17 protein-coding genes and 2 tRNA genes are annotated in these 22,153 nt (G+C 65.1%); 9 read left to right on the top strand and 10 right to left on the bottom strand.

Features of this window, described 5'->3' with window-relative positions; genetic code table 11:
* Window positions 1-46 precede the first annotated feature (46 nt).
* Window positions 47-1,375 (bottom strand): multicopper oxidase family protein, encoded by a 1,329-nt coding sequence (locus tag BRAGE_RS0113150; RefSeq protein ID WP_027559516.1) that lies wholly within the window; start codon window positions 1,373-1,375, stop codon window positions 47-49.
* 153 nt (window positions 1,376-1,528) lie between these two features.
* On the opposite strand from BRAGE_RS0113150, the gene BRAGE_RS0113155 reads away from it, so the two are divergent.
* From BRAGE_RS0113155 to BRAGE_RS0113180, 6 genes are all read left to right on the top strand, one after another.
* Window positions 1,529-1,613: transfer RNA gene (locus tag BRAGE_RS0113155), tRNA-Leu, on the top strand.
* Window positions 1,614-1,788: 175 nt separating this feature from the next.
* Window positions 1,789-3,150, top strand: a complete 1,362-nt coding sequence (tig, locus tag BRAGE_RS0113160; RefSeq protein WP_027559515.1) for a trigger factor — start codon at window positions 1,789-1,791, stop codon at window positions 3,148-3,150.
* A 276-nt stretch (window positions 3,151-3,426) separates the two neighbouring features.
* Window positions 3,427-4,062, top strand: a complete 636-nt coding sequence (locus BRAGE_RS0113165) for an ATP-dependent Clp protease proteolytic subunit (RefSeq protein ID WP_027559514.1) — start codon at window positions 3,427-3,429, stop codon at window positions 4,060-4,062.
* A 463-nt stretch (window positions 4,063-4,525) separates the two neighbouring features.
* Window positions 4,526-5,797 carry an ATP-dependent Clp protease ATP-binding subunit ClpX gene (gene clpX, locus BRAGE_RS0113170; RefSeq protein WP_008547851.1) on the top strand — a complete coding sequence of 424 codons (1,272 nt, stop codon included), beginning with the start codon at window positions 4,526-4,528 and terminating at the stop codon, window positions 5,795-5,797.
* Between the two features lie 323 nt (window positions 5,798-6,120).
* Window positions 6,121-8,544, top strand: a complete 2,424-nt coding sequence (gene lon / locus BRAGE_RS0113175; RefSeq protein ID WP_027559513.1) for an endopeptidase La — start codon at window positions 6,121-6,123, stop codon at window positions 8,542-8,544.
* Window positions 8,545-8,618: 74 nt separating this feature from the next.
* Window positions 8,619-9,023 (top strand): GFA family protein, encoded by a 405-nt coding sequence (locus BRAGE_RS0113180; protein WP_027559512.1) that lies wholly within the window; start codon window positions 8,619-8,621, stop codon window positions 9,021-9,023.
* 94 nt (window positions 9,024-9,117) lie between these two features.
* Here BRAGE_RS0113180 and BRAGE_RS0113185 read toward each other — a convergent pair.
* The 3 genes from BRAGE_RS0113185 to BRAGE_RS48515 all read right to left on the bottom strand — a co-directional run bounded on the left by BRAGE_RS0113185 (window position 9,118) and on the right by BRAGE_RS48515 (window position 11,965).
* Window positions 9,118-9,194: transfer RNA gene (locus BRAGE_RS0113185), tRNA-Val, on the bottom strand.
* 220 nt (window positions 9,195-9,414) lie between these two features.
* A complete protein-coding gene (locus BRAGE_RS0113190; protein ID WP_027559511.1) occupies window positions 9,415-9,771 on the bottom strand; it encodes a hypothetical protein in 357 nt (118 codons plus the stop codon).
* A gap of 430 nt (window positions 9,772-10,201) precedes the next feature.
* Entirely contained in the window at window positions 10,202-11,965 is a 1,764-nt protein-coding gene (locus tag BRAGE_RS48515; protein WP_027559510.1) for a caspase family protein, read from the bottom strand.
* A 250-nt stretch (window positions 11,966-12,215) separates the two neighbouring features.
* Between BRAGE_RS48515 and BRAGE_RS0113205 the strand changes: the two genes are divergently transcribed.
* Both BRAGE_RS0113205 and BRAGE_RS0113210 read left to right on the top strand, forming a co-directional pair.
* Window positions 12,216-12,407, top strand: a complete 192-nt coding sequence (locus BRAGE_RS0113205) for a hypothetical protein (protein WP_027559509.1) — start codon at window positions 12,216-12,218, stop codon at window positions 12,405-12,407.
* Window positions 12,408-12,596: 189 nt separating this feature from the next.
* Entirely contained in the window at window positions 12,597-13,457 is an 861-nt protein-coding gene (locus BRAGE_RS0113210) for a class I SAM-dependent methyltransferase (protein WP_027559508.1), read from the top strand.
* A gap of 211 nt (window positions 13,458-13,668) precedes the next feature.
* On the opposite strand, the gene BRAGE_RS0113215 is transcribed toward BRAGE_RS0113210, so the two are convergent.
* The 6 genes from BRAGE_RS0113215 to BRAGE_RS0113240 all read right to left on the bottom strand — a co-directional run bounded on the left by BRAGE_RS0113215 (window position 13,669) and on the right by BRAGE_RS0113240 (window position 20,886).
* Window positions 13,669-14,655, bottom strand: coding sequence for a cation diffusion facilitator family transporter (locus tag BRAGE_RS0113215; RefSeq protein WP_027559507.1), 987 nt, complete (start codon window positions 14,653-14,655; stop codon window positions 13,669-13,671).
* Window positions 14,656-14,657: 2 nt separating this feature from the next.
* Entirely contained in the window at window positions 14,658-17,867 is a 3,210-nt protein-coding gene (locus BRAGE_RS0113220; RefSeq protein WP_027559506.1) for an efflux RND transporter permease subunit, read from the bottom strand.
* Entirely contained in the window at window positions 17,860-18,837 is a 978-nt protein-coding gene (gene ihpB / locus BRAGE_RS0113225; RefSeq protein ID WP_027559505.1) for a divalent metal ion exporter adaptor subunit IhpB, read from the bottom strand. The genes BRAGE_RS0113220 and ihpB overlap by 8 nt, the downstream gene beginning before the upstream one ends.
* Window positions 18,834-20,108 carry a divalent metal ion exporter subunit IhpA gene (ihpA, locus tag BRAGE_RS0113230; protein WP_027559504.1) on the bottom strand — a complete coding sequence of 425 codons (1,275 nt, stop codon included), beginning with the start codon at window positions 20,106-20,108 and terminating at the stop codon, window positions 18,834-18,836. Before ihpA ends, ihpB begins: the two co-directional genes overlap by 4 nt.
* A gap of 57 nt (window positions 20,109-20,165) precedes the next feature.
* The gene (locus BRAGE_RS0113235) at window positions 20,166-20,525 is read right to left on the bottom strand and encodes a hypothetical protein (protein WP_027559503.1); all 360 of its coding nucleotides are present in this window, start codon (window positions 20,523-20,525) and stop codon (window positions 20,166-20,168) included.
* Between the two features lie 118 nt (window positions 20,526-20,643).
* Window positions 20,644-20,886 (bottom strand): hypothetical protein, encoded by a 243-nt coding sequence (locus BRAGE_RS0113240; RefSeq protein ID WP_027559502.1) that lies wholly within the window; start codon window positions 20,884-20,886, stop codon window positions 20,644-20,646.
* Window positions 20,887-21,255: 369 nt separating this feature from the next.
* Between BRAGE_RS0113240 and BRAGE_RS0113245 the strand changes: the two genes are divergently transcribed.
* On the top strand, window positions 21,256-22,149 hold the full coding sequence (locus BRAGE_RS0113245; RefSeq protein ID WP_027559501.1) for a hypothetical protein: 894 nt from the start codon (window positions 21,256-21,258) through the stop codon (window positions 22,147-22,149).
* The last annotated feature ends 4 nt before the right edge of the window (window positions 22,150-22,153 follow it).

The raw sequence follows: 22,153 nt of genomic DNA on the forward strand, positions 1-22,153 counted from the left end.
CGCGATCTTGATGGGTTTCGCTGCGCTCTACCCATCCTACGAAGGCTCATTCCACCCCGTACCACCGCACCAGCCGCGGCGCGGCCCAGTCGGTCGCGACGGATTCGAGCAGCCATCGTCCGGGCGACGTCGCGGCGAAGGCGATGCGCTGGGTCTGGCCGGGCTCGACCGCGAGCGTGTCGAGCCAGTAGGGCTTCCAGCCGTCGTCGAGCCTGTCGAGCAGGCGGAAGGGATGGCCGTGCAGGTGGAAGACGGTCGTGATGGGGGCGGGGTTCTTCAGGGCCAGCACGACGGTGCGGCCGGTCTTGGCGCGGAAGGCGGGTGCCGAGGCGGTCGAGAAGTTTGCAGGCTTGATCCAGCCGGCCTCGGCCGCTCCGAGCGCGACATCGAACCGCAGGGCGCCCTTCAGATCGAGCTTCTCGGGGAGATCGTTTGGCGGCAGGGGCTGTGGCGATGACAGCGGCGCTCGCCGGTCCAGTTGGCCTGATATCTTGAGGCTGCCCACTTGGCGTGCCTCTTTGCCATCATGCAGCAGGAACGCGGCCGATGCGGCCGTATCCACAAACGCGTCGGCGCGTCCGCCGGGGGCCAGCACGAGGGCGCCGTTGCGCGCCGGGAACGGCTCGGCCGGCTGCCCGTCCAGGGCCATGACCCGGACCTCATGGCTTTCCAATTTGATCGCCAGAACAGAACGTTGGGAGCCGTTGATAAAGCGCAGCCGTAGCCGCTCGCCGGCCGCAGCTGAGAGTTCGAATGAAGCCATTCCATTCATCGTATAGAGAGGCGTCGTGCCGTCCGCCTCTCGGCCCGGCGGAAGCGCAGTCCCGTCCGGCCGCAGGCGCCATTCCTCGATCAGGAGGACCACGTCACGATCGACGGCGACCCGGCTCGACTCGGTGGCGATGATCGGAAGCGGGCGCGCGGGCTGCTTCTGGACATCCTCGAAGAGCCGGAAGTCGGCCAGCAGGGTTCCCGCATTAGGTATTGGAATAACTGACGTTTCTGTCGTGTCCGGTGCCGCCGGCGCGCGGCCCCGGAGCGGATCGGCCCCGGTCGGGGCATTGAGGCCGTACCAGACTGGCGCAAGCGGCACAGGCAGGTCGTTCCGGAACACCACCTGGCAGCCGTCGAAACGCTTGAGACGGACGTCGCCAAGGTGGCTTACGGCGGCAAGCTCCCAGATTGGTGTAGGCGGCTGTCCCGGCCTGAGAGCCAGCGTTGCCGCCCTGGCCTGAAGGGCGAGCTGGGCGGTCATAAGCGGGCCCGCGCCGCCGGCGATCAACCCGGCCGCCGAGGCGCCGAGGGAGACGCCAATTGAGGCGCCAAGCCCGGCCAAAACGTCGCGCCGATCGGGGGCAGATATCCGCGTTTTCATGCGCGATCCGGACCATGCCGCGCTGGATAAGTCCAGCCATCGTGCCTACGTAAAGCTTGCCTCCATCGGGCCATTTTTTTGCTGCGAACAGTCAGGCACATGTTATAAGCCCGGCCGCCCGCGGCATCGCGGCCGGTCTTGATGCAAATTCACGCGGGCGTGGCGGAACTGGTAGACGCGCTGGATTTAGGTTCCAGTGACGAAAGTTGTGGGGGTTCGAGTCCCTCCGCCCGCACCAAGCGCTTCTCGCGTTTGCACGGATTACGAGGGCCTGCTTCTCGTGGACGTTTTGTCCGCCGGAGGCCGGTTCGATGAACCACCGGCGTTGAGGCATTCGCCTCGCGCCGGATCGATTAATGACAGCGTCCCGACGCGCAATGTGCCGGGACCGAGCGAAAAGAAGATTGGACGCCATGCAGGTCACAGAAACCCTCTCGGAAGGTTTGAAGCACGAGTTCAAGATCAGCGTTCCCGCGTCTGATCTCGACGCCAAGGCCGGCGCCAAGCTCGTCGACCTCAAGGACAAGGTCCGCATCAACGGCTTCCGTCCCGGCAAGGTGCCGGTCACGCACCTCAAGAAGGTCTATGGCCGTTCGGTGATGGCCGAGACCATCGACCAGACCATCCGCGACACCAACACGCAGCTGTTCTCCGAGCGCGGCTTCCGCCTTGCGACCGAGCCGAAGATCACCATGCCGACCGAGCAGGCCGAGGTCGAGGAGCTGCTGAACGGCAAGACCGATCTGACCTACACGGTCGCGATCGAGGTTGTGCCGTCGATCGCGCTCGCCGACTTCAAGAGCTTCCAGGTCGAGAAGCCCGTCGCCGAGGTCTCCGATGCCGACGTCGACGAGGCGATCAAGCGCATCGCCGATTCCAACCGCACCTATGCAGCGAAGGGCGAGGGCGCCAAGGCCGCCTCGGGCGACCGCGTTACGATCAACTTCAAGGGCACCATCAGCGGCGAAGCGTTCGAGGGCGGCACCGGCGAGGGCATCCAGGTGCTGATCGGATCCAACACCTTCATCCCCGGCTTCGAGGAGCAGCTCATCGGCATCGGTGCCAATGAGACCCGCACGCTGAAGGTGTCGTTCCCGAAGAACTACATGAACGACAAGCTCGCTGGACAGCCGGCCGAGTTCGAGACCACCGCGACCCTGATCGAGTCGCCGCAGGATCTCGCGGTCGACGACGAGTTCGCCAAGACGCTCGGCCTTGAATCGCTCGACAAGCTGAAGGAAGCCGCGCGCGAGCGTCTGGCTGCCGAGTTCGCGACCGCGACGCGCCAGCGCGTCAAGCGCGCGCTGCTCGACCGGCTCGACGAGGCGCATCGCTTCGAGGCTCCCCCGTCGCTCGTCGAGGAGGAGTTCAATCTGATGTGGAACTCGGTCAAGGCCGAGATGGACTCCGCCGGCAAGACCTTTGCCGACGAGGACACCACTGAGGAGAAGGCGAAGGAAGAGTACCACAAGATCGCCGACCGCCGCGTTCGGCTGGGCCTCGTGCTCTCCGAGATCGGCGAGAAGAACAAGATCACCGTGACCGACGACGAGGTCGGCCGCGCCGTGATCGAGCGTGCCCGCCAGATGCCGGGCCGCGAAAAGGAAGTCTGGGATTTTTACCGCAACAACGCCCAGGCGTTGGCCCAGCTTCGTGCACCGATCTATGAGGACAAGGTCGTCGACTTCATCCTCGAGCTCGCCAACGTGACCGAGAAGAAGGTCTCGCGCGAGGACCTCTACAAGGACGACGAGGCGGAAAAGACCGCCGCCTGAAAGCTTTGAAACAGCCTTCTATTAAGGATGATCAGCGAAGGGGCCCAGCTAGCCAGATGGCCGGCTGGGCCTCTTTATGCGAATCAGCTTCAACGGCCTGATCGATTAAGCCTTAATTCGTTCAGGACTTGTCTGGCACGAATTGGGCTATATCTGTCGCTAGCTCTTCTACGAAAGTTCCTGCATCACGGGACGTCCATCTGCCTTCCGGCACATCCAGCCAAAACTGGCGGCCAAGACTGGCGATGTCCGCCTCTCAAAAACCCTAGGTGACTCATGCGCGATCCGGTTGAAACCTACATGAACCTCGTGCCCATGGTGGTCGAGCAGACCAACCGTGGCGAGCGCGCCTACGACATTTTCTCGCGCCTTCTGAAGGAGCGCATCATCTTCGTGACTGGTCCGGTCGAGGACGGCATGTCGACGCTGATCGTCGCGCAGCTGTTGTTCCTCGAGGCGGAAAATCCGAAGAAGGAAATCTCGATGTACATCAACTCGCCGGGCGGCGTGGTGACGTCGGGCCTTGCGATCTACGACACCATGCAGTTCATCCGTCCTCCGGTCTCCACGCTCTGCACCGGCCAGGCGGCCTCGATGGGCTCGCTGCTGCTCGCCGCCGGCGAGAAGGACATGCGCTTCTCGCTGCCGAACGCGCGCATCATGGTGCATCAGCCCTCCGGCGGCTTCCAGGGTCAGGCCACCGACATCATGCTGCACGCCCAGGAGATCCTGAACCTGAAGAAGCGGCTCAACGAGATCTACGTGAAGCACACCGGCCAGACCTACAAGTCGATCGAGGACGCGCTGGAGCGCGACAAGTTCCTGACCGCGAACGACGCCAAGGAGTTCGGCCTGGTCGACAAGGTCATCGACAAGCGCGCCGAAGAGCCGGCGCCGGCGAAGGCCCCGTAACACTACTGGGCTGCAGCGGCGATCCCTGGGAGAATACCCCGGGGATCGCGGGACACCGTCAAGGCGGTGTTGACGTTACGGACGTCTGTGCGCGTCGCAAAAAAAACGCCGTTTGCGCGCTGCGATGGGCACAAAGTTCCGCTTTCGTGCTTGTTTTTCGTGGCAATCCAGCAACGCCGGGGTGATTTCCATCACTTCGCTCGTGCCAAGACCGGAAATCACGGTATTGTCACGGGTAGCCGGCGGCCCCCGATTAGCGAATTCTTGATAGTCGGGTGACAGCATGGTTGGCTACGCATGATCGGCTATGATCGCGGGAGAATCGAGTGACCGTGATTCGCACGGGATGTAACGCGTAGGGTCTTTTTTGGTACGGAATTTGCTCTATTTGAACTTCATACCGGCCATTCGTGCCGGGATGGAGCGATCGAGCGAGACGATCGAACCGCGGACGGAGACATGAATGAGTAAGGTTGGCACGAGCGACTCCAAGAACACGCTATATTGCTCGTTCTGCGGCAAGAGCCAGCACGAAGTCCGCAAACTGATCGCGGGTCCCACGGTCTTCATCTGCGACGAGTGCGTCGAGCTCTGCATGGACATCATCCGCGAGGAGAACAAGTCCTCGCTCGTGAAGTCGCGCGACGGCATTCCGACGCCGAAGGAAATCTGCAAGGTGCTGGACGACTACGTGATCGGCCAGAGCCATGCTAAGAAGGTCCTGTCGGTCGCGGTGCACAACCACTACAAGCGCCTCAACCACCAGACCAAGCACAACGACGTCGAGCTCGCGAAGTCGAACATCCTGCTGATCGGTCCGACCGGCTCGGGCAAGACGCTGCTCGCGCAGACGCTCGCCCGCATCCTGGACGTGCCGTTCACGATGGCGGATGCGACCACGCTGACCGAAGCCGGCTATGTCGGTGAGGACGTCGAGAACATCATCCTGAAGCTGCTCCAGGCCGCCGACTACAATGTCGAGCGCGCCCAGCGCGGCATCGTCTACATCGACGAAATCGACAAGATCAGCCGCAAGTCCGACAACCCCTCGATCACGCGTGACGTGTCGGGTGAGGGCGTGCAGCAGGCGCTGCTCAAGATCATGGAAGGCACGGTGGCTTCGGTCCCGCCGCAGGGCGGCCGCAAGCATCCGCAGCAGGAGTTCCTGCAGGTGGATACCACCAACATCCTTTTCATCTGCGGCGGTGCGTTCGCCGGCCTCGAGAAGATCATCTCGGCGCGCGGCCGGTCGACCTCGATCGGCTTTGGTGCCCAGGTGCTCGCGCCGGAGGACCGCCGGACTGGCGAGATCTTCCGTCACGTCGAGCCTGAGGACCTCCTGAAGTACGGCCTCATCCCCGAGTTCGTCGGCCGTCTGCCCGTCGTGGCGACGCTCGAGGACCTCGATGAGACCTCGCTGAAGAAGATCCTGACCGAGCCGAAGAACGCGCTGGTGAAACAGTACCAGCGGCTGTTCGAGATGGAGAACATCGAGCTCACCTTCGCCGACGAGGCGCTCGGCGCGGTTGCCCGCAAGGCCATCGAGCGCAAGACCGGCGCGCGCGGCCTGCGCTCGATCCTCGAGGCGATCCTGCTCGAGACCATGTTCGACCTGCCGGGCCTGGAAGGTGTGGAAGAAGTCGTGATTTCGCGCGAAGTCGTGGAAGGCACGGCCCGTCCGCTCTACATCTACGCCGATCGCTCCGATCGCGCGGTCGAGAACGCCAGCGCCTAAATTGCGGCGCTGGAACGCTCCGAACGTCTTATCAGTTGAGGGCTGCGGAATGCTTCTCCGCAGCCCATGTTGCGTCGCTTACCTGTGTGCGTAAGCGCCTGATGGCGCGCGTATTTCAATGACTTGACACCCCCCGGGTCGATAGCCACCTAATGTCGGCGGCGAGCGAGAATTCCGTTCAAGATTCGCCGCTGTTCCGATCCGGCAAGCCTGGTCCAACCTGCGAATGGTAGACCGGCTCTGTCGATCACCTCGGCACCTTGTGGCGGTTGCGCATGAGACAGCGGGCTGCGTGCAAGGGGGCAAAGCAAAAGGAAAAGGCCATGACTAATCCAAAACCCCGGCCAACCATCGTCCATGGCGAGGCGCACGCTTATCCCGTGCTGCCGCTGCGCGATATCGTCGTCTTCCCGCACATGATCGTGCCGCTCTTCGTCGGTCGCGAGAAGTCGATCCGCGCGCTCGAAGAGGTGATGAAGAACGATGCGCTGATCATGCTCGCGACGCAGAAGAACGCGTCCGACGATGATCCGGCGCCCGATGCCATTTACGAGACCGGTACGCTTGCCAGCGTGCTCCAGCTCTTGAAGCTTCCCGACGGCACCGTGAAGGTGCTGGTCGAAGGGCTCGAGCGTGCGCGCGTGCAGAAATACACCGATCGCGCCGACTACTATGAAGCCACCGCCGTCGCGCTCGCCGATACCGATGCGAAGTCGGTCGAGGCCGAGGCGCTGGCGCGCTCGGTCGTGTCCGACTTCGAGAGCTATGTGAAGCTCAACAAGAAGATCTCGGCCGAGGTCGTCGGTGTCGTGCAGGCGATCACCGATTTCGCCAAGCTCGCCGACACCGTTGCCTCGCATCTCGCCGTCAAGATCGCGGACCGCCAGGGCATCCTGGAGACGCTGTCGGTCACCACGCGCCTCGAGAAGGTGCTGGGCCTGATGGAGAGCGAGATCTCGGTGCTGCAGGTCGAGAAGCGCATCCGCTCGCGCGTCAAGCGCCAGATGGAGAAGACCCAGCGCGAGTATTATCTCAACGAGCAGATGAAGGCGATCCAGAAGGAACTTGGCGACGACGATGGTCGCGACGAGCTCGCCGATCTCGAAGAGAAGATCTCCAAGACCAAGCTCTCCAAGGAAGCGCGCGAGAAGGCGCAGCATGAATTGAAGAAGCTGCGCCAGATGTCGCCGATGTCCGCGGAAGCGACCGTCGTGCGCAACTATCTGGACTGGCTGCTGTCGATCCCGTGGAACAAGAAGTCCAAGGTGAAGAAGGATCTGGAGGCGGCGCAAGCCATCCTGGATTCAGATCACTACGGTCTGGAGAAGGTCAAGGAACGCATCGTCGAGTATCTCGCCGTGCAATCCCGCGCCAACAAGCTGACCGGTCCGATCCTGTGCCTCGTCGGTCCTCCCGGCGTCGGCAAGACCTCGCTCGGCAAGTCCATCGCGAAGGCGACGGGGCGCGAATTCGTGCGCGTCTCGCTCGGCGGCGTGCGCGACGAGGCCGAGATCCGCGGTCACCGCCGCACCTATATCGGCTCGATGCCCGGCAAGATCATCCAGTCGATGCGCAAGGCCAAGTCGTCCAACCCGCTGTTCCTGCTGGACGAGATCGACAAGATGGGCGCCGATTTCCGCGGCGATCCGTCCTCGGCTTTGCTTGAGGTTCTCGACCCCGAGCAGAACGGAACGTTCAACGACCACTATCTCGAGGTCGACTACGATCTCTCCAACGTGATGTTCATCACGACCGCGAATACGCTCAATATTCCCGGCCCGCTGATGGACCGCATGGAGATCATCCGGATCGCGGGCTACACCGAGAACGAGAAGGTCGAGATCGCGCGCAAGCATCTGATCCCGAACGCGGTGTCCAAGCACGGCCTGGACTCCAAGGAGTTCTCGATCGACGACGACGCGCTGCTGCTGCTGATCCGCCGCTACACCCGCGAAGCGGGCGTGCGTAACCTGGAGCGTGAGCTCTCCACACTCGCCCGCAAGGCGGTGAAGGAGCTGATGATCTCCAAGAAGAAGTCGGTCAAGGTCACCGAGAAGACTCTGGAAGAGCTGCTCGGCGTGCCGAAGTACCGCTTCGGCGAGATCGAGAGCGAGCCGCAGGTCGGCATCGTCACTGGCCTTGCCTGGACCGATGTCGGCGGCGAGCTGCTGACCATCGAAGGCGTCATGATGCCCGGCAAGGGCAAGATGACGGTCACGGGCAACCTGCGCGACGTCATGAAGGAATCGATCTCGGCGGCGGCGTCCTACGTCCGCTCCCGCGCGATCAATTACGGCGTCGAGCCGCCGCTGTTCGACCGGCGCGACATCCACGTGCACGTGCCGGAGGGCGCGACGCCGAAGGACGGTCCGTCCGCGGGCGTGGCGATGGCCACCGCGATCATCTCGGTCATGACCGGCATCCCGGTCCGCCACGATGTCGCGATGACCGGCGAGATCACGCTGCGCGGCCGCGTGCTGCCGATCGGCGGCCTCAAGGAGAAGCTGCTGGCCGCTGCCCGCGGCGGCATCAAGACGGTGTTGATCCCCGAGGACAACGCCAAGGATCTCACGGAGATTTCCGATGCGATCAAGGGCGGCATGGAGATCATCCCGGTCTCCCGTCTCGACGACGTCGTCGCCAAGGCGCTGGTGAAGAAGCCGGTGCCGATCGTCTGGGAAGAGGACACCAAGGTGACGGTGAAGCCGGACGGCGATGAGGCCGCCGGCGGCCTGACCGCTCACTGAGAACGCAGTTCAAAAAGATGATAAAACGGCGCCTTCGGGCGCCGTTTTTGTTTTGAGGGAAGGGGACGCGGGCGATGCAGGTCGACGGACAATGCCATTGCGGGCAGATCACCTTTGAGGCCGAAGTCGACCCTGAGGCGGTCTCGGTGTGTCACTGCACCGACTGCCAGACGCTGACCGGCTCGCCGTTCCGGGTCACCGCGATCTGCACCAAGGCTGACGTCAAGCTCACCGCCGGCACGCCCAAAATCTATGGCAAGCGCGGCGACAACGGCCGGATGCGCTTCCAGCACTTCTGCGCCGAGTGCGGTTCGCCTTTGTTCACCAACGGCGAGGGCGACCAGGCCGACGATTGGGGCATCCGCTGGGGCAGCATCCGCCAACGCGACCAATTGCGGCCCGTCAGGCAGATCTGGTGCCAGTCGGCTGCAGTCTGGATCGACGCGGTGCCGCTGCTGCCGGGGCGGCCGAGGGATTGAGGTCGGGCTTGCCTAGCCATAGCTCGCTGCGAAAAGCCGGCCTTCGCTCTTTGGGCTCCGGCGTGGCATCCTGCGTCGCTGCGCGAGCGCAGGCTGGTGGGCGGTCACGGATTCGAACCGCGGACCCTCTCGGTGTAAACGAGATGCTCTAACCAGCTGAGCTAACCGCCCAAGTGCGCCTCTTTAGCGCCCCGGTGGGTGCCGAAGCAAGAGCCGAGCGCGTCGCGAACTGACTCCAATTTGCGGCCTTGTCGGGGGTTTCATGCTCGATACGGGCAGGCCTGCAGCGGGCCCGCTGCAGGGCAACCCTCTTTCGTAGCGCGGATCGTCGTCCGGCGAGGAGGCGATCGTGCTCACGGCCGCCGTGCAGCGCCTCAACTCCCGTCTGATATCAGGCTGTCTTGGTGAACATCGTCAGAACACCGTCGGCGATGTTGATCGCGATGACTTGCGACGAACTCAAGCCCTTGGCCTTGAGCACGGAGGCGGCCTGCGGTGTGGCGTCGATGGACTGCCGGAGCGACTGGATGTCTTGGTCGCTTGTGTGCGCCACGAGTTCATCGACCTTCGCGCGCACGGCCGGCTGCAATTCTTTGACGTCCACAACCTGTATGCTCCGGATCACTGTGCTGGACTGTGTGGACGGCTGTTCGGTGCCGGGTTGCGACGATGCGCCCTGTGCCTGCACCAGAGCAGGTGTTCCGAGGGAGAGAACTGCAACGATGACGGATGCCGTGAAGCTGCGCATGGTCCATGCCTTTCCGGATTTGAGGAACGGCGAACCTATCGAGGAAATCTGGTTGGCATCTGATTCCGGTGTGGCCGTTCGGTGAAACCAATGCGGCCGCAATGCGCACAGATGAGACACGGTGCGCGGGTCCGATGATGCCTACGGCAAGGAATTAGCTCAGCTGGTTAGAGCATCTCGTGTACACCGAGAGGGTCCGCGGTTCGACCGCCCACCAGCCTTCGCTCGCTTCGCGAGCTACGGCTGGGCAGGCCAGCCTCCGAACTTATTGACGCGAAGCGAGCCAAGGCTGCCACGCCGAAGCCCAGCGGGGCGAAGGCGGGTGTTTGGAGGCGTGCCTCGGATCGGCAGACCCGATCCGATCGGTGACAGGGGCGCGATGGCTGTCGCGCCAACTGCGGTCGCTGCCGACCCTGATCTATCCGCGATCTCAATTGCACTCTTCGACCTGGTAGCTGGCGGCCGCCCCCCCCCATTTCTGGACGACGCGGCATCCAGGTCTCACGGGGCGACAGCCGCCGGTATTGCAGATGACCTGCCCTGAGGCCTGGGGCTTTGCCGGGGCGGACTCCACTTTCTTGCGCTCCATGTCCCGCTTGCTTGCATCATTGCGCGCGGCGTCTGGCTTGTTCTCCTGCACCTTTGCGCATTCATTGTCGTCGTTGACGCGGTAGCCTGCGCGGCAGGCGATCTTCACGCAGGCATCGCCACTCGCCTTGAAGCCGTGGTCGCAGACCAGTGGGCAGACCCGGCTTTGCTTCGCCTTGACTGCATCGAGCACGTCGTAGCCCAGCAGCCTTTCGTCAAATTTGGTTCCGGCATATTTGTTGTACTGCGCCAACGCAGCCTGCGATGAGGCCGTCCAGATGCCATCCGCAGGCGCCGGGTGACATCCGACACGGTGCAGCTCGAGTTGCAGAACCTTCGTCAGCTCCTCGGTCGACATCGTCGGCCGCGCTAAAGCCGACGGCGGCGCGATCGCCGCGACCTTTTGCTCGCCTTCTGCGGGCTTTTGCTTGTCAGCCAGCACTTTCGCCGCTGCGGCCTCCGCTTGCAGCCTGCGTTGCTCGGCTGCGGCCGCCTTGGCTTCCTCGACCTGCTTGGCCTTCTCGGCGGCAAGCCGTTTCTCCTCGGCCACCCTGGCTGCCGCCGCGGCCTTCTCTTGCTCGGCCTTGTTGGCGCGCTCGGCGGCGAGACGGGTCTTGGCTTCTTCCGCCTGGCGCGCCTTTTCGGCTGCGGCGGCGCGCGCTTCTTCTGCGGCAACGTTCTTCAGCTGCGCGCGGGCGAGGCCGGCATAGAAGCCGTCGGGATAGGCCTGCAGGAAGGCCTCCCAGGCGTCCCGGTTTCCCGCCTGCAGCGCCAGCTCGTAGTCCCGACGGATCGCGTCCTGCGGGTTCGCTTGCGGCCCCGTGGTGACAGCAGGCTTGGCCGGGACCAACGACACGTCGTCGCCGCCGAGCGAGCCGTAAACATAAGGCTCCTGCTTGTAGCCGGTGTTCTTGAGAACATCGTCGCGGATGAAGCCGAACGCCTTGCGCAGGTCGAGCCCGGGCGTGGGGAGGCGCTCGACCAGCGCCGCGGCGAACGGGCTGTTCTTGGAGTCGCCGTCCGAAGCTGTCGAGCCGGCCTTTGCCGCGAAAGCAATCATGGTGTTCGGGCCGGTCGGCTCGACCTTGGCGAGGCCGCGCCCGATCGAGCGCGCGGCCATGGTCCGCTTCATGGTCTTGGCGAATGGATTGTCCCGGCAGGCATCGAGGATGACGAGCCGGAGTTGCATGGCCGGCTCGACCGCGAACAGAGCGCGATCCAGCGGCAGCGTCTCGTCGAGGACATCGCTGTCGGTCTCAAGGCTGGCATCCGTGGGGATCAGGTAGTTGACGCCGTCAAGCTCGATGCCGTGACCCGCATAATAGACGACGGCCACATCAGCCTCACGCGTCCTGGCACCGAAGTCGCGTAAGGCCCGGCGCATCTCCGCAGCGTTGAGGTCGAGCTTGATATCAACCTGGTCGAACCCGGCTCTCTTCAGCATGCCGCCGACGAGAGAGGCGTCGTTCACGGGATTGGCGAGCCTCGGCGCGCTCTTGTAGGCGGAATTGCCGATCACGAGCGCCACGCGCTTTTCCGCGTGCGCTCCTCCGCAGTCCAAACAGATGAAGGTCAATAAGACCAAAAAAATCCGAGTCGCGCCCATTGCAGCCCCAAATCGCAATGTGATCAGAGTAGTCGCAGAGTGCCATCGCGGCAAAGGCCGCTGTGTGATGAATGTCACAGGCGCCTGCTGCCGCGCCAGAGCCCAACGGGCGGAGGCGGGCTTTTACCAGGCATCCGGCGCCCTGAAAGAGACTCGTGGCGGGTCCAAAATTGCCTTCCTTCGGTCATCTTTTAGATCGCACCGCGAACCACCGTTCCAGTTCCCTTAATTAGCGTGGAGTATCGCCGTGATGAGTGATCTTCGCACGAAGTTGGAAAGGTACGAGTCCAAAGCCGCTCACTGCATGAAAGCAGCTCAGGAAGCGAGCGACGAAGCCGGCAAGGCTTTTTATGAGGAGCTTGCCCGCTATTATGACGAGCTGGCAACGGACTTCCGCCGGGTTCTTGCGAAGCGAACTGGAGCCTCGCTGGCGGCCGAATGACTTTGCGGAGCGCATTGGCATAGCGCAGCTCGGCAGTAAGTCCTCTCACCGTCCGTCAATCTGTGACGCCGCGCAACGCGGCGAGAACGGAGGCATGTCTCGCCGGCAGGTGGACAGAGCAACCTCGGTTGACGGCGTCATTGCTTTTCGGCATCGGGGTCTTTCGACCGAGCTGCCAGAGAGGCCCCCATGGAACAGCCAAGCGGACACGAGCAAAACGCCGACCAGATCGCCTATTGGAACGGCCCGAGCGGGCAGCGCTGGGCCGACCGCCATGCGGCGCAGGAGAAGCTGCTCGGGCCGATCGCCGACGTCCTGATCGACCGTGCCAAACCAAAGCCGGGCGAGCGGGTGATCGATGTCGGCTGCGGCTCCGGCGCGACGACGGTCGCGTTCGCAAAGGCGGTTGCGCCCGATGGCCTTGCGCTCGGCCTCGATGTGTCCGACCCGATGCTGTCGCAGGCGCGCGCGTTTGCGCCAAAGGGTCTGCCGCTCGATTTCGTGCTGGCGGATGCGACGGTCCATCCATTCGAGCCGGCGAGCTTTGATCTCCTGGCCTCGCGCTTCGGCGTGATGTTCTTCGCCGATCCCATCGCGTCCTTCAGCAATCTCCGCCGTGCGCTCAAGCCTACAGGGCGGCTCGCTTTCGTCTGCTGGCGCGAGCCGAAGGAAAACCCGTGGATGATGGCGCCGCTGATGGCGGTCTACAAACACGTGCCGAAGATGCCGCCGGTCGGGCCGGAGGAGCCGGGCCCGTTCGCCTTCGCCTCGGAAGAGCGCGTGATGCGCATCCTCAAGGGCGCCGGCTTCGCGGACGTCGCGATGGAGCCGCACAATCTCCCCATGGACATCGCCATCGGCGGCGGTCTCGACGCCGCCGTCGACGGCTCGCTCCAGATCGGCCCCGCCAGCCGCGCGCTGCAAGGCCATCCGCCGGAGACCTATGACGCTGCCAAAGCCTCGATCCGCGAGACGCTCGCGCCGTTCCTGAAGGGGCAGAGCGTGGCGCTGCAGGGTGCGATCTGGATCGTGACGGCGAAGGCGGCGTAGAGAGTTTGCTGCTCAGCGTCGTTCCAATCCCCGGTGTCGTCCCGGACAAGCGGAGCGCAGGTCCGGGACCCATAACCACGGGGAGAAGTTTGACGAGGACTCGTGGTCGTCGGCTCGCGCCGCGACTTCTCCCTGTGGTTATGGGTCCCCGCGTTCGCGGGGACGACACCGAGCGAGCGGCAGCGATGCGCGCCACAACGGTCGCCGTCCCTCACACCACATCATCCGGCGCCAGCGCGCAGCCGTTGTCGGGATGCGTCTCCACCTGAAGCGTGGTGTGGCCGATGCGGAACGATGTCCTCAGCAGCTGCGCGGTCTCCATCAGGAATGCATCGCCGGTGCCGGCGGGCATGACGAGATGGCAGGTCAGCGCCGTCTCGGTGGTCGAGATCGGCCAGACGTGGAGATCGTGAATCCCTGACACGCCCGGCCGCGCCAGCAGGAACGCCTTGATCGCCGCAAGGTCAGTGCCCTTCGGGGCTGCGGCCATCGACATGTCGATCGAGCCGCGCAAGAGGCTCGTCGTGCTCCAGAGGATGGTGGCGCAGATCACGAGGCTGGTGACGGGATCGAGCCAGAGCCAGCCGGTCCAGATGATCAGCGCTGCCGAGACCACGACGCCGAGCGAGACCGCGGCGTCGGCCGCCATGTGCAGGTACGCGCCTTCGATGTTGATGTCGTCCTTGCGGCCGCTTGCGAACAGCATGGCGGTGAAGCCGTTGATGAGGATGCCGATGCCGGCGACCACCATCACGGTGACGCCCGCGATCGGCTCCGGCTCGCGCAGGCGCAGGATCGCCTCCCAGCCGATTGCGCCAGTCGCGACCAGCAGAAACACCGCGTTCGCCAGCGCCGCCAGGATGGTCGAGGCACGGAAACCGTAGGTGAAGCGGCCGCTCGGCGCGCGCTTTGCCGCAACCGAGGCGCCCCAGGCCACGACAAGGCCGAGCACGTCGGACAGGTTGTGGCCGGCGTCCGCGAGCAATGCCGTGGAGTTGCCGATATAGCCATAGACCGCTTCGGCGACGACCAGCGCGGTGTTCAGGGTGATGCCGATCGCGAACGCCTTGCCGAAATTGGTGGGCGCATGGACGTGTCCGGCACCATGCGCGTGGTCATGGCCATGGCTGTGACCATGATCATGCCCGTGGCCGGCATGATCATAATGGTGATGGCTGTGATGGTCGTGGCTTGCCAATTCTAGCGCTCCGCCAAGTCAGCCGCCATTGTAGGCGCTTCGCCCGCGGCGTCACGGCGGAACAGCACATAGAGCGCCGGCAGTACCAAGAGCGTCAGCACCGTCGAGGAGATGATGCCACCGATCACCACGGTCGCGAGCGGCCGCTGCACCTCGGCGCCGGCGCCGGTGGCGAGTGCCATCGGCACGAAGCCGAGCGAGGCGACCAGGGCCGTCATCAGCACGGGGCGCAGACGGGTCAGGGCGCCTTCGCGCACGGCTTCCGCAATGGGCCGACCCTCGCTGCGCAGCCGCTCGATGAAGGCGATGATGACGAGTCCGTTGAGCACGGCGACGCCCGACAGCGCGATGAAGCCGACGCCGGCGCTGATCGACAGCGGGATGCCGCGCAACAGCAGCGCCGCAACGCCGCCGGTCAGCGCCAACGGCACGCCGGAGAACACCAGCGCCGCATCCGCCGCCGATCCCATGCCCATGAACAGCAGCAGGAATACCAGCAGTAGCGCCACCGGCACGACGATCGTCAGGCGCTTGGTGGCGGAGACCAGCTGCTCGAACTGTCCGCCCCAGCCGATCCAGTAGCCCGGCGGCAGCTTGACCTTTTCGGCGACGGCTGCTTCCGCCTCGCTCACGAAGGAGCCGAGATCGCGCGCGCGGACGTTGGCGGTGACGACGATGCGCCGCTTGCCGTTCTCGCGGCTGATCTGGTTGGGGCCGGGCGTCGTATCGACGGTTGCGACCGACGACAGCGGCACGTAGCGCATCTGAGCGAGGGGAGAGCCTGACAGCGCTGTGCGGATCGGCGCGCTGGCCGCGGCGTCCTCGCCTGGCGGCAGCGGGATCGGGATGGCGCGGATCGCCTCGAGATTGCCGCGCAGCTGCTCCGGCAGGCGCACGACGATGTCGAAGCGGCGGTCGCCCTCGAACAGCTTTCCGGCCGACTTGCCGCCCACCGCGATCTCGACGATGCCCTGCACCTCACTGATGCTGAGCCCATAGCGGGCGAGCGCCTGACGATCGAGGCGGACGGTGAGGATCGGCAGGCCCGAGACCTGCTCGATCTTGACGTCGCTGGCGCCGCGGATGCCGCGGATCGCCGCCTCGACCTGCTTTGCCGCGCCTTGCAGGATGTCGAGGTCGTCGCCGAAAACCTTGATGCCGACGTCGCTGCGCACGCCGGAGATCAGCTCGTTGACGCGAAACTGGACCGGCTGGGAGAGCTCATAGGCGCTGCCGGGAATGTCGTCGGCGGCCTTGTCGATGGCTTCGATCACCTCCGATTTCGGCTTGTCCGGGTCGGGCCATTCGGCGCGCGGCTTCAGCATGATGTAGCCGTCGGTCTGCGCCGGCGACATCGGATCGGTGGCGACCTCCGCGGTGCCGATGCGGGTGAAGAACTCCTTCACCTCCGGAATCTGCATGATGCGCTTTTCCAGCGCCTTCTGGAGGTCCAGCGACTGGGTGAGGCTGGTGCCGGGAATCCGGATCGAGGCCAGCGCGACGTCGCCCTCGTCCAGGCTCGGAATGAACTCGCCGCCCATTCGCGAAGCGGCGATGCCGCTCGCGACCACGATGACGACGGCCATGATCGCGACGGCGGCCCGGTTGTCGATGGCAAAGCGGAGCAGGGGGAGATAGGCGCGCTTTGCCATCCGCATGAACAGGTTTTCGTGCTCGGAAACCTTGCCCGTGACGAAGATGGCGACCGCCGCCGGCACGAAGGTGATGGAGAACATGACCGCCGCGCCGAGCGCCATCAGCACGGTCAGCGCCATCGGCGTGAACATCTTGCCCTCGACGCCCGTCAGCGTCAGCACGGGCAGGTACACCACCGCGATGATCAGCGTTCCGAACAGGCTCGGCTTGATGACGTCGCTCGACCCGCGCTGGATCGCGCGCAGCCGTTCGGAGGTCGTGAGCAGGCCGCCTTTCTCGCGCTGGGCCACCGCCAGCATGCGCAGGCAATTCTCGACGATGATCACGGCGCCGTCGACGATGATGCCGAAGTCGATCGCACCGAGACTCATCAGGTTGGCGCTGACCTTGGTCTCGACCATTCCGGTGATGGTCATGGCCATCGACAGCGGAATGACGCAAGCCACCACCAGCGCGGCGCGGATGTTGCCGAGGATCAGGAACAGCACGGCCACGACCAGTGCCGCGCCTTCCACAAGGTTGTTCTGGACCGTGCGGACCGTGGCCTCGACCAGATGGGTGCGGTCGTAGACGGTTCGCGTCACGACGCCGTCGGGCAGCGATTTGGCGATGTCCTCGAGACGCGCCGCGACACGACGCGCCACCGTGCGGCTGTTCTCGCCGATCAGCAGCATGGCGGTGCCGAGCACGGTCTCCTCACCGTCGCGCGTCGCCGCGCCCGTGCGCAAATCACGGCCTTCGGTGACGGTGGCGATGTCCCGGATCCTGACAGGATTGCCACCGCGCGAGCCGATCACGACATCCTGGATCTCGCTGATGCTGCCGACTTGGCCCGGCGACCGCACCAGATATTGCTCGCCGTTGCGCTCGATATAACCGGCGCCGACATTGGCGTTGTTGGCGGCCAGCGCCGTCATGACGTCGCGAAAGCCGAGCCGGTAGGCCATCAGCTTGCCGGGGTCCGGCAGCACGTGGAATTGCCGCTCGAAGCCGCCGATGGTGTTGACCTCGATCACCCCCGGCACGTTGCGAAGCTGCGGCCGGATGATCCAGTCCTGCACGGTGCGCAGGTCGGTCAGCGAGTAATCATGGCCGCCTGGTGCCTTCGCGCCCGCCTTGGCCTCGACGGTGTACATGAAGATTTCGCCAAGCCCGCTCGAGATCGGTCCCATTGCGACCTCGACGCCGGCCGGCAGCTGGTCCTTCACCTGCTGGATGCGCTCGCCCACGAGCTGCCGGGCGAAATAGATGTCGGTGCCGTCCTTGAAGACCACCGTCACCTGGCTGAGGCCGTAGCGCGACAGCGAGCGCGTGTAGTCGAGCTTGGGCAGCCCGCCCATCACGGTCTCGACCGGGAAGGTGATGCGCTGCTCGGTTTCGAGTGGCGAGTAGCCGGGCGCGCGGGTGTTGATCTGCACCTGCACGTTGGTGATGTCGGGTACGGCGTCGATCGGCAGGCGCTGAAAATTCCAGCCGCCGAACGCGACGGCGCCGAGCGCGAGCAGGAGGACCAGCCAGCGCTGCTTCAGCGAGGCGGCGATGAGGCGCTCAATCATGCTCGGCCTCCCCCTTGCCCATCTCGGCCTTCACCACAAAACTGTTCTCCGCGACGTAGTGCTCGCCGGCGGAAAGGCCTGCCTTGATCTCGACATAGCGCGGGTCGGAGTCGCCCAGCTCGACCGGCCGCGCCTCGATCTTGTCGCCATCCTCGCGCACGAACACGATGGTCTTGTTCTCCAGTGTCTGGATCGCGCTGCGGCGCACGGCGACCGCGACATTGCGGGCGGCGAGGATCAGCCGCGCCGTGACGAACAGGCCGGGACGCAAGCGTCCGTCCGGATTTGGCAGCACCACGCGCGCCAGCGCGGTCTGGGTCTCGCTCGAGCCGATCGGCGCCATGTAGGAGATCGTGCCCTTGATCTCGCCGCGGCCGTCGTCGGGGTCAATCAGCACCTCGTCGTTCAGGCGCACGCGCCGCAGATCCTGCCGGTAGATCGACAGATCGACCCAGATGGTGGAGAGGTCGGCGACGACGAAGGCCGGCTTCTGCTCGGAGGCGTATTCGCCGAGCGAGATCTGGCGCTCGATGACGGTGCCGGCGATCGGCGCCTTCAGCTCGTAGACCGTCAGGCTCTGGTTGCTCTCGATGGCGGCGAGCAGGTCGTCCTTGGCGACCTTGTCGCCGATGCGCTTCTGGATCGATTTTGCAAGCCCGGGAAAGCGGGGAGTGACCTGAACCACCGCCTCTTGGTTGGCGCGCAAGATGCCGTTGAAGGACAGCGTGTCGGTCAGCGTCGCGCTCGCGGCCTCCGCCAGCGTCACGCCCGCTGCGGCCAGCTTGACGTCGGAGATGCGGATGCGGTCGGCGCCGTGCTCATCCTGCTCGACATGATCGTTCGGCTTTTTCTGTTCGGAATGCTCGGTATGGTCGGTGTGCGCGACCTTGGACGGCGCGAGCAGGGAATAGCCGTAAGCGCCGAACGCGGCGGCCACGACGGCAACGAGAATGGTGGAGACTGTCTTCATCGTGCGCTCTCCCGCGCGAGCGTGAAGGGATTGCCGACGAGGCCTTCGATGGTGGCAACGCCGACATGGAAGTTTTGCAAGGCCTCCTGCTCGCGCAGGCGCGCCTGCGTCACGCTCGCCTGGGCGTCGAGCACTTCGAGCAGGGTGAAGCGGCCCTGGCCGTAGCCTTGCGAGATCGCTTCGGACGCTTCGGTCGCCTTGGGTATGGCGGTCTCGCGCAGCACCGCGAGCTCGCGCAGCGAGCCTTGCACCGCGTCGTAGGCGCGGCCGGCGACCACGATCAGCGTGTTGCGGCTCGCCTCGCGCTCGGCCTTGGTCTTGGCGAGGCTCTCCTGCGCCGAGAGGATGTTGCCCTGGTTCTGGTCGAACACGGGGATCGGTACCGAGACGGTGAGGCGCACCGCGTCGTCATTGGTGTCGTTGAAATGGCGCCAGCCGGCGGCGATGCGCACGTCTGGGTAGGGCCGCAGGCGCGCCATCAGCAGCTCGGCATTGCGCTGGGCATAGACCGCGGTCCAGCGCACCAGCTGCGGATTGGCGTCGATGGCGGCGACCACCGACTGGAACGTCGGCGGCTTGCCCATGGTGTCGAGCCGGCCGGAGACCTCGCCGAATTTCGCGGCAGGATCGCCCATCAGCACGGCAAGCTCGCGCCGTACGCTCGCCAGCGTCGCCTTGAAGCGCTCGCGGTCGGCCTTCACCAGCGCCGAGGCGACCTCGGCGCGGCCGGTTTCGGCCGGTGAGGAGGCGCCGGCCTCGACGCGGCGGCGCAGCAGCGGCGTCAGGCGGTCGATCGCGGCGATCTGCTCGTCGAGGATCTGGATGCGCCGCTGCGCGCCGAGCACGCTGAGGAAGGCGATGGCGGTCTCCGACAGCACCTCCAGCCTGACCGCCTTGCGCTGGATCGCGGCGACCTCGATGCCGGCCGCGCCGGCTGCGACCCGCGCCTCGCGCTTGCCGAACAGCTCGAAGGCCTGGCTGATCTGAAGCGTGGTCTCGGCCGACCTTGTGCCGCGATAGATGCCGGAGCCGAACGAGTTGTCCTGCTCATAGGACAGTTCCGGATTGAGCAGTGCGCCCGCCTGGATGCGCTGGCCGGTGGCGATGCCGACATCGCGCTCCGCCGCCGTCAGGCGCGGGCTCGCGGCCAGCGCACGCGATAGCGCCGCGCGCATCGTCAGCGTCTGGGCGTGTGAGGTCAGCACCAGCGGTGGGCTGATGAGAAGAGCCATCGCGCATGCCATGCGCGCGGCCGTCTGCCTGGAAAGCATGAATAGGACCTGTGAAGGAGACGAGATGGGCGCGCAGCTGGCGCCCGGCTGATCCGTTCAGGTCAGATGCTTGGGGGGCCGGGAGTCGGTATCGGGGACGATGCCGGTGAGGCGGGGCTCGGGCTCAGGGTGCGGAGCCGCCACGAATGGGATCGACGTGCTCGATGGTGCCGGCTGAACGACTGCGACCGAGAAGCAGCCATGGCAATGATGGCCGCCGATCGCCTTGTGGTCGCTATGTCCGGCCGTATCGAGCACCGCCGCGATTTCCGAGCCGCCGGCAGGCGTGGTCACGTCGACGTCGTGCAGGCCGTGCAGCGCGCCGGCGAGCAGATAGACGGCCGCGATCAGCACGGACAGCAGGCCGCGCCAGTTGCGCGGTCGGCGGGATGCTGAGGGCTGGCGGTTCGCGCGCACGACGTCACTCTGGTTGCGGTCTGGGCCCGACCTAGCATGGCGGCGGGAACAGTGTCGACCCGCAACATTGTTACGTCCCAGGAACATTTGCCGCAGCAGCGCGAGCTGCGAGCGCTTCTCACTGGCGGGCGATTACACGCAGGGGCGAGGCGAGCGTTTCGATCGCGGTCGCGCGCGCCGGCTCCGGAACATGGCTGATCTCGTCAGCCTCGACTGTGATGACGGCGTGACAGCTCGCCTCCATCGCCCGCTCCAGCCATTTGATGGCTTCGTCGATCCATTGATCGTGGTGCTCGGGATCGGCGAGGGCCTTCTCCCGGAATATATCCGCCTGATGCAGGCACGCCGTTCTGCGGTCCACGCGCCTCTCCCGATTTGCAGGTCCCGTCCCGATCGCATCTTTGATGATCCCGCCGCCGGCGTCGTTAACATACGACAGGAAACGGGCAGGTCAGGCGGTCGCACACGCGGAAAGGCCCCAGCTCCGGGGCTGCCCGGCTGGGGCCTTTTGTGCTCACAATCTTCATCCTTGGGACTTGGACAGACAATTCGCATCTCGCCGGTTCGTTCCACAAGACCATGCCGAATTAGGAACGTTCCTCCTGCCTCCTGATTAGCGATTGGGAATGTTGAGGAGGAAGGACCATGGACGGACTAATTTATCTCATCGGCTTGATCGTCGTGATCATGGCGATCCTGTCATTCTTTGGCCTGCGCTGAGAGAGCCGCGATGACAATCGAAACTCTCGTGCAGGAAGACGTGATGGAGGGCGGCGCGGCGATCGCCGAGGATCGCCGGACCATCCAATGGGGCCCGGTGCTGGCAGGCGCATTCGCCGCCGGAGCGATGTCGTTCATCCTCGTCGGCTTTGGCGTTGCCATCGGCCTCGGGGTCAGTTCGGCCTCGCCGACATGGCGTGATGCGTCGGCGGCGTTGGCACTGCTGTCCGGGCTGTATCTGATCATCCAGGCGATCGTCAGCTTCGGCTTCGGCGGCTACATCGCCGGCCGGACCACGCGACCGGCGCCGGCGCTAACGACGATCGAGGATGACGGCGAGCGACGGGACGGGCTGCACGGCCTGACGTCCTGGGCTCTTGCCGTGCTGATCGGTGCGGCGCTGCTGGCGATCCTCGGTGCGGCCGCGCTCGACCGTTCGCCGATGCGCAGCGGAGCCGGTAATGTCACCTCAGCCGAGCCGCTGCTCAGCTATGAGCTCGACAAGCTGTTCCGCGCGCCGCGCAGGCCGCCCAACACCGACATGCGGGAAGCCCGCGCCGAGGCGGGACGCATCCTGATGACGTCTTCGAGCCATAGCGGTGTCAGCACCGACGACCGGACCTATCTCGTGCAGCAGGTCGCTGCGGCCACGGGATTGGCGGCGCCTGATTCCGAGCGGCGGGTCGACGCGATGATCGCGGAAGCCCACACGGCGATCAACCGCGCGCGGCGCAACTCGATCATCGTGGCCTTCTCGGTTGCGGCGGCGGCCCTGATCGGTGCCGCAGTCGCCTGGGGTGCCGCCGTTGCCGGCGGACGCCACCGCGATGGCGAGCCGTTGCCGAACTGGATGGCAAGCTCGAACCGCTTCCATCGCAGTCCGCGGGCGATGCCGGTGCCGTAAGCAT

Origin of the sequence: Bradyrhizobium genosp. SA-4 str. CB756 (genome assembly GCF_000473125.1) — a bacterium.
In the GTDB taxonomy this organism is placed as follows: Bacteria; Pseudomonadota; Alphaproteobacteria; order Rhizobiales; family Xanthobacteraceae; genus Bradyrhizobium; species Bradyrhizobium arachidis.

Coding starts and splice junctions, on each gene's coding strand:
- BRAGE_RS0113180 (WP_027559512.1), top strand. CDS start 8,619: ATGCAGGTCGACGGACAATGCCATTGCGGGCAGATCACCTTTGAGGCC.
- BRAGE_RS0113190 (WP_027559511.1), bottom strand. CDS start 9,771: ATGCGCAGCTTCACGGCATCCGTCATCGTTGCAGTTCTCTCCCTCGGA.
- ihpA (WP_027559504.1), bottom strand. CDS start 20,108: ATGCTTTCCAGGCAGACGGCCGCGCGCATGGCATGCGCGATGGCTCTT.
- BRAGE_RS0113150 (WP_027559516.1), bottom strand. CDS start 1,375: ATGAAAACGCGGATATCTGCCCCCGATCGGCGCGACGTTTTGGCCGGG.
- BRAGE_RS0113165 (WP_027559514.1), top strand. CDS start 3,427: ATGCGCGATCCGGTTGAAACCTACATGAACCTCGTGCCCATGGTGGTC.
- BRAGE_RS0113245 (WP_027559501.1), top strand. CDS start 21,256: ATGACAATCGAAACTCTCGTGCAGGAAGACGTGATGGAGGGCGGCGCG.
- clpX (WP_008547851.1), top strand. CDS start 4,526: ATGAGTAAGGTTGGCACGAGCGACTCCAAGAACACGCTATATTGCTCG.
- lon (WP_027559513.1), top strand. CDS start 6,121: ATGACTAATCCAAAACCCCGGCCAACCATCGTCCATGGCGAGGCGCAC.
- ihpB (WP_027559505.1), bottom strand. CDS start 18,837: ATGAAGACAGTCTCCACCATTCTCGTTGCCGTCGTGGCCGCCGCGTTC.
- BRAGE_RS0113220 (WP_027559506.1), bottom strand. CDS start 17,867: ATGATTGAGCGCCTCATCGCCGCCTCGCTGAAGCAGCGCTGGCTGGTC.
- tig (WP_027559515.1), top strand. CDS start 1,789: ATGCAGGTCACAGAAACCCTCTCGGAAGGTTTGAAGCACGAGTTCAAG.
- BRAGE_RS48515 (WP_027559510.1), bottom strand. CDS start 11,965: ATGGGCGCGACTCGGATTTTTTTGGTCTTATTGACCTTCATCTGTTTG.
- BRAGE_RS0113210 (WP_027559508.1), top strand. CDS start 12,597: ATGGAACAGCCAAGCGGACACGAGCAAAACGCCGACCAGATCGCCTAT.
- BRAGE_RS0113205 (WP_027559509.1), top strand. CDS start 12,216: ATGAGTGATCTTCGCACGAAGTTGGAAAGGTACGAGTCCAAAGCCGCT.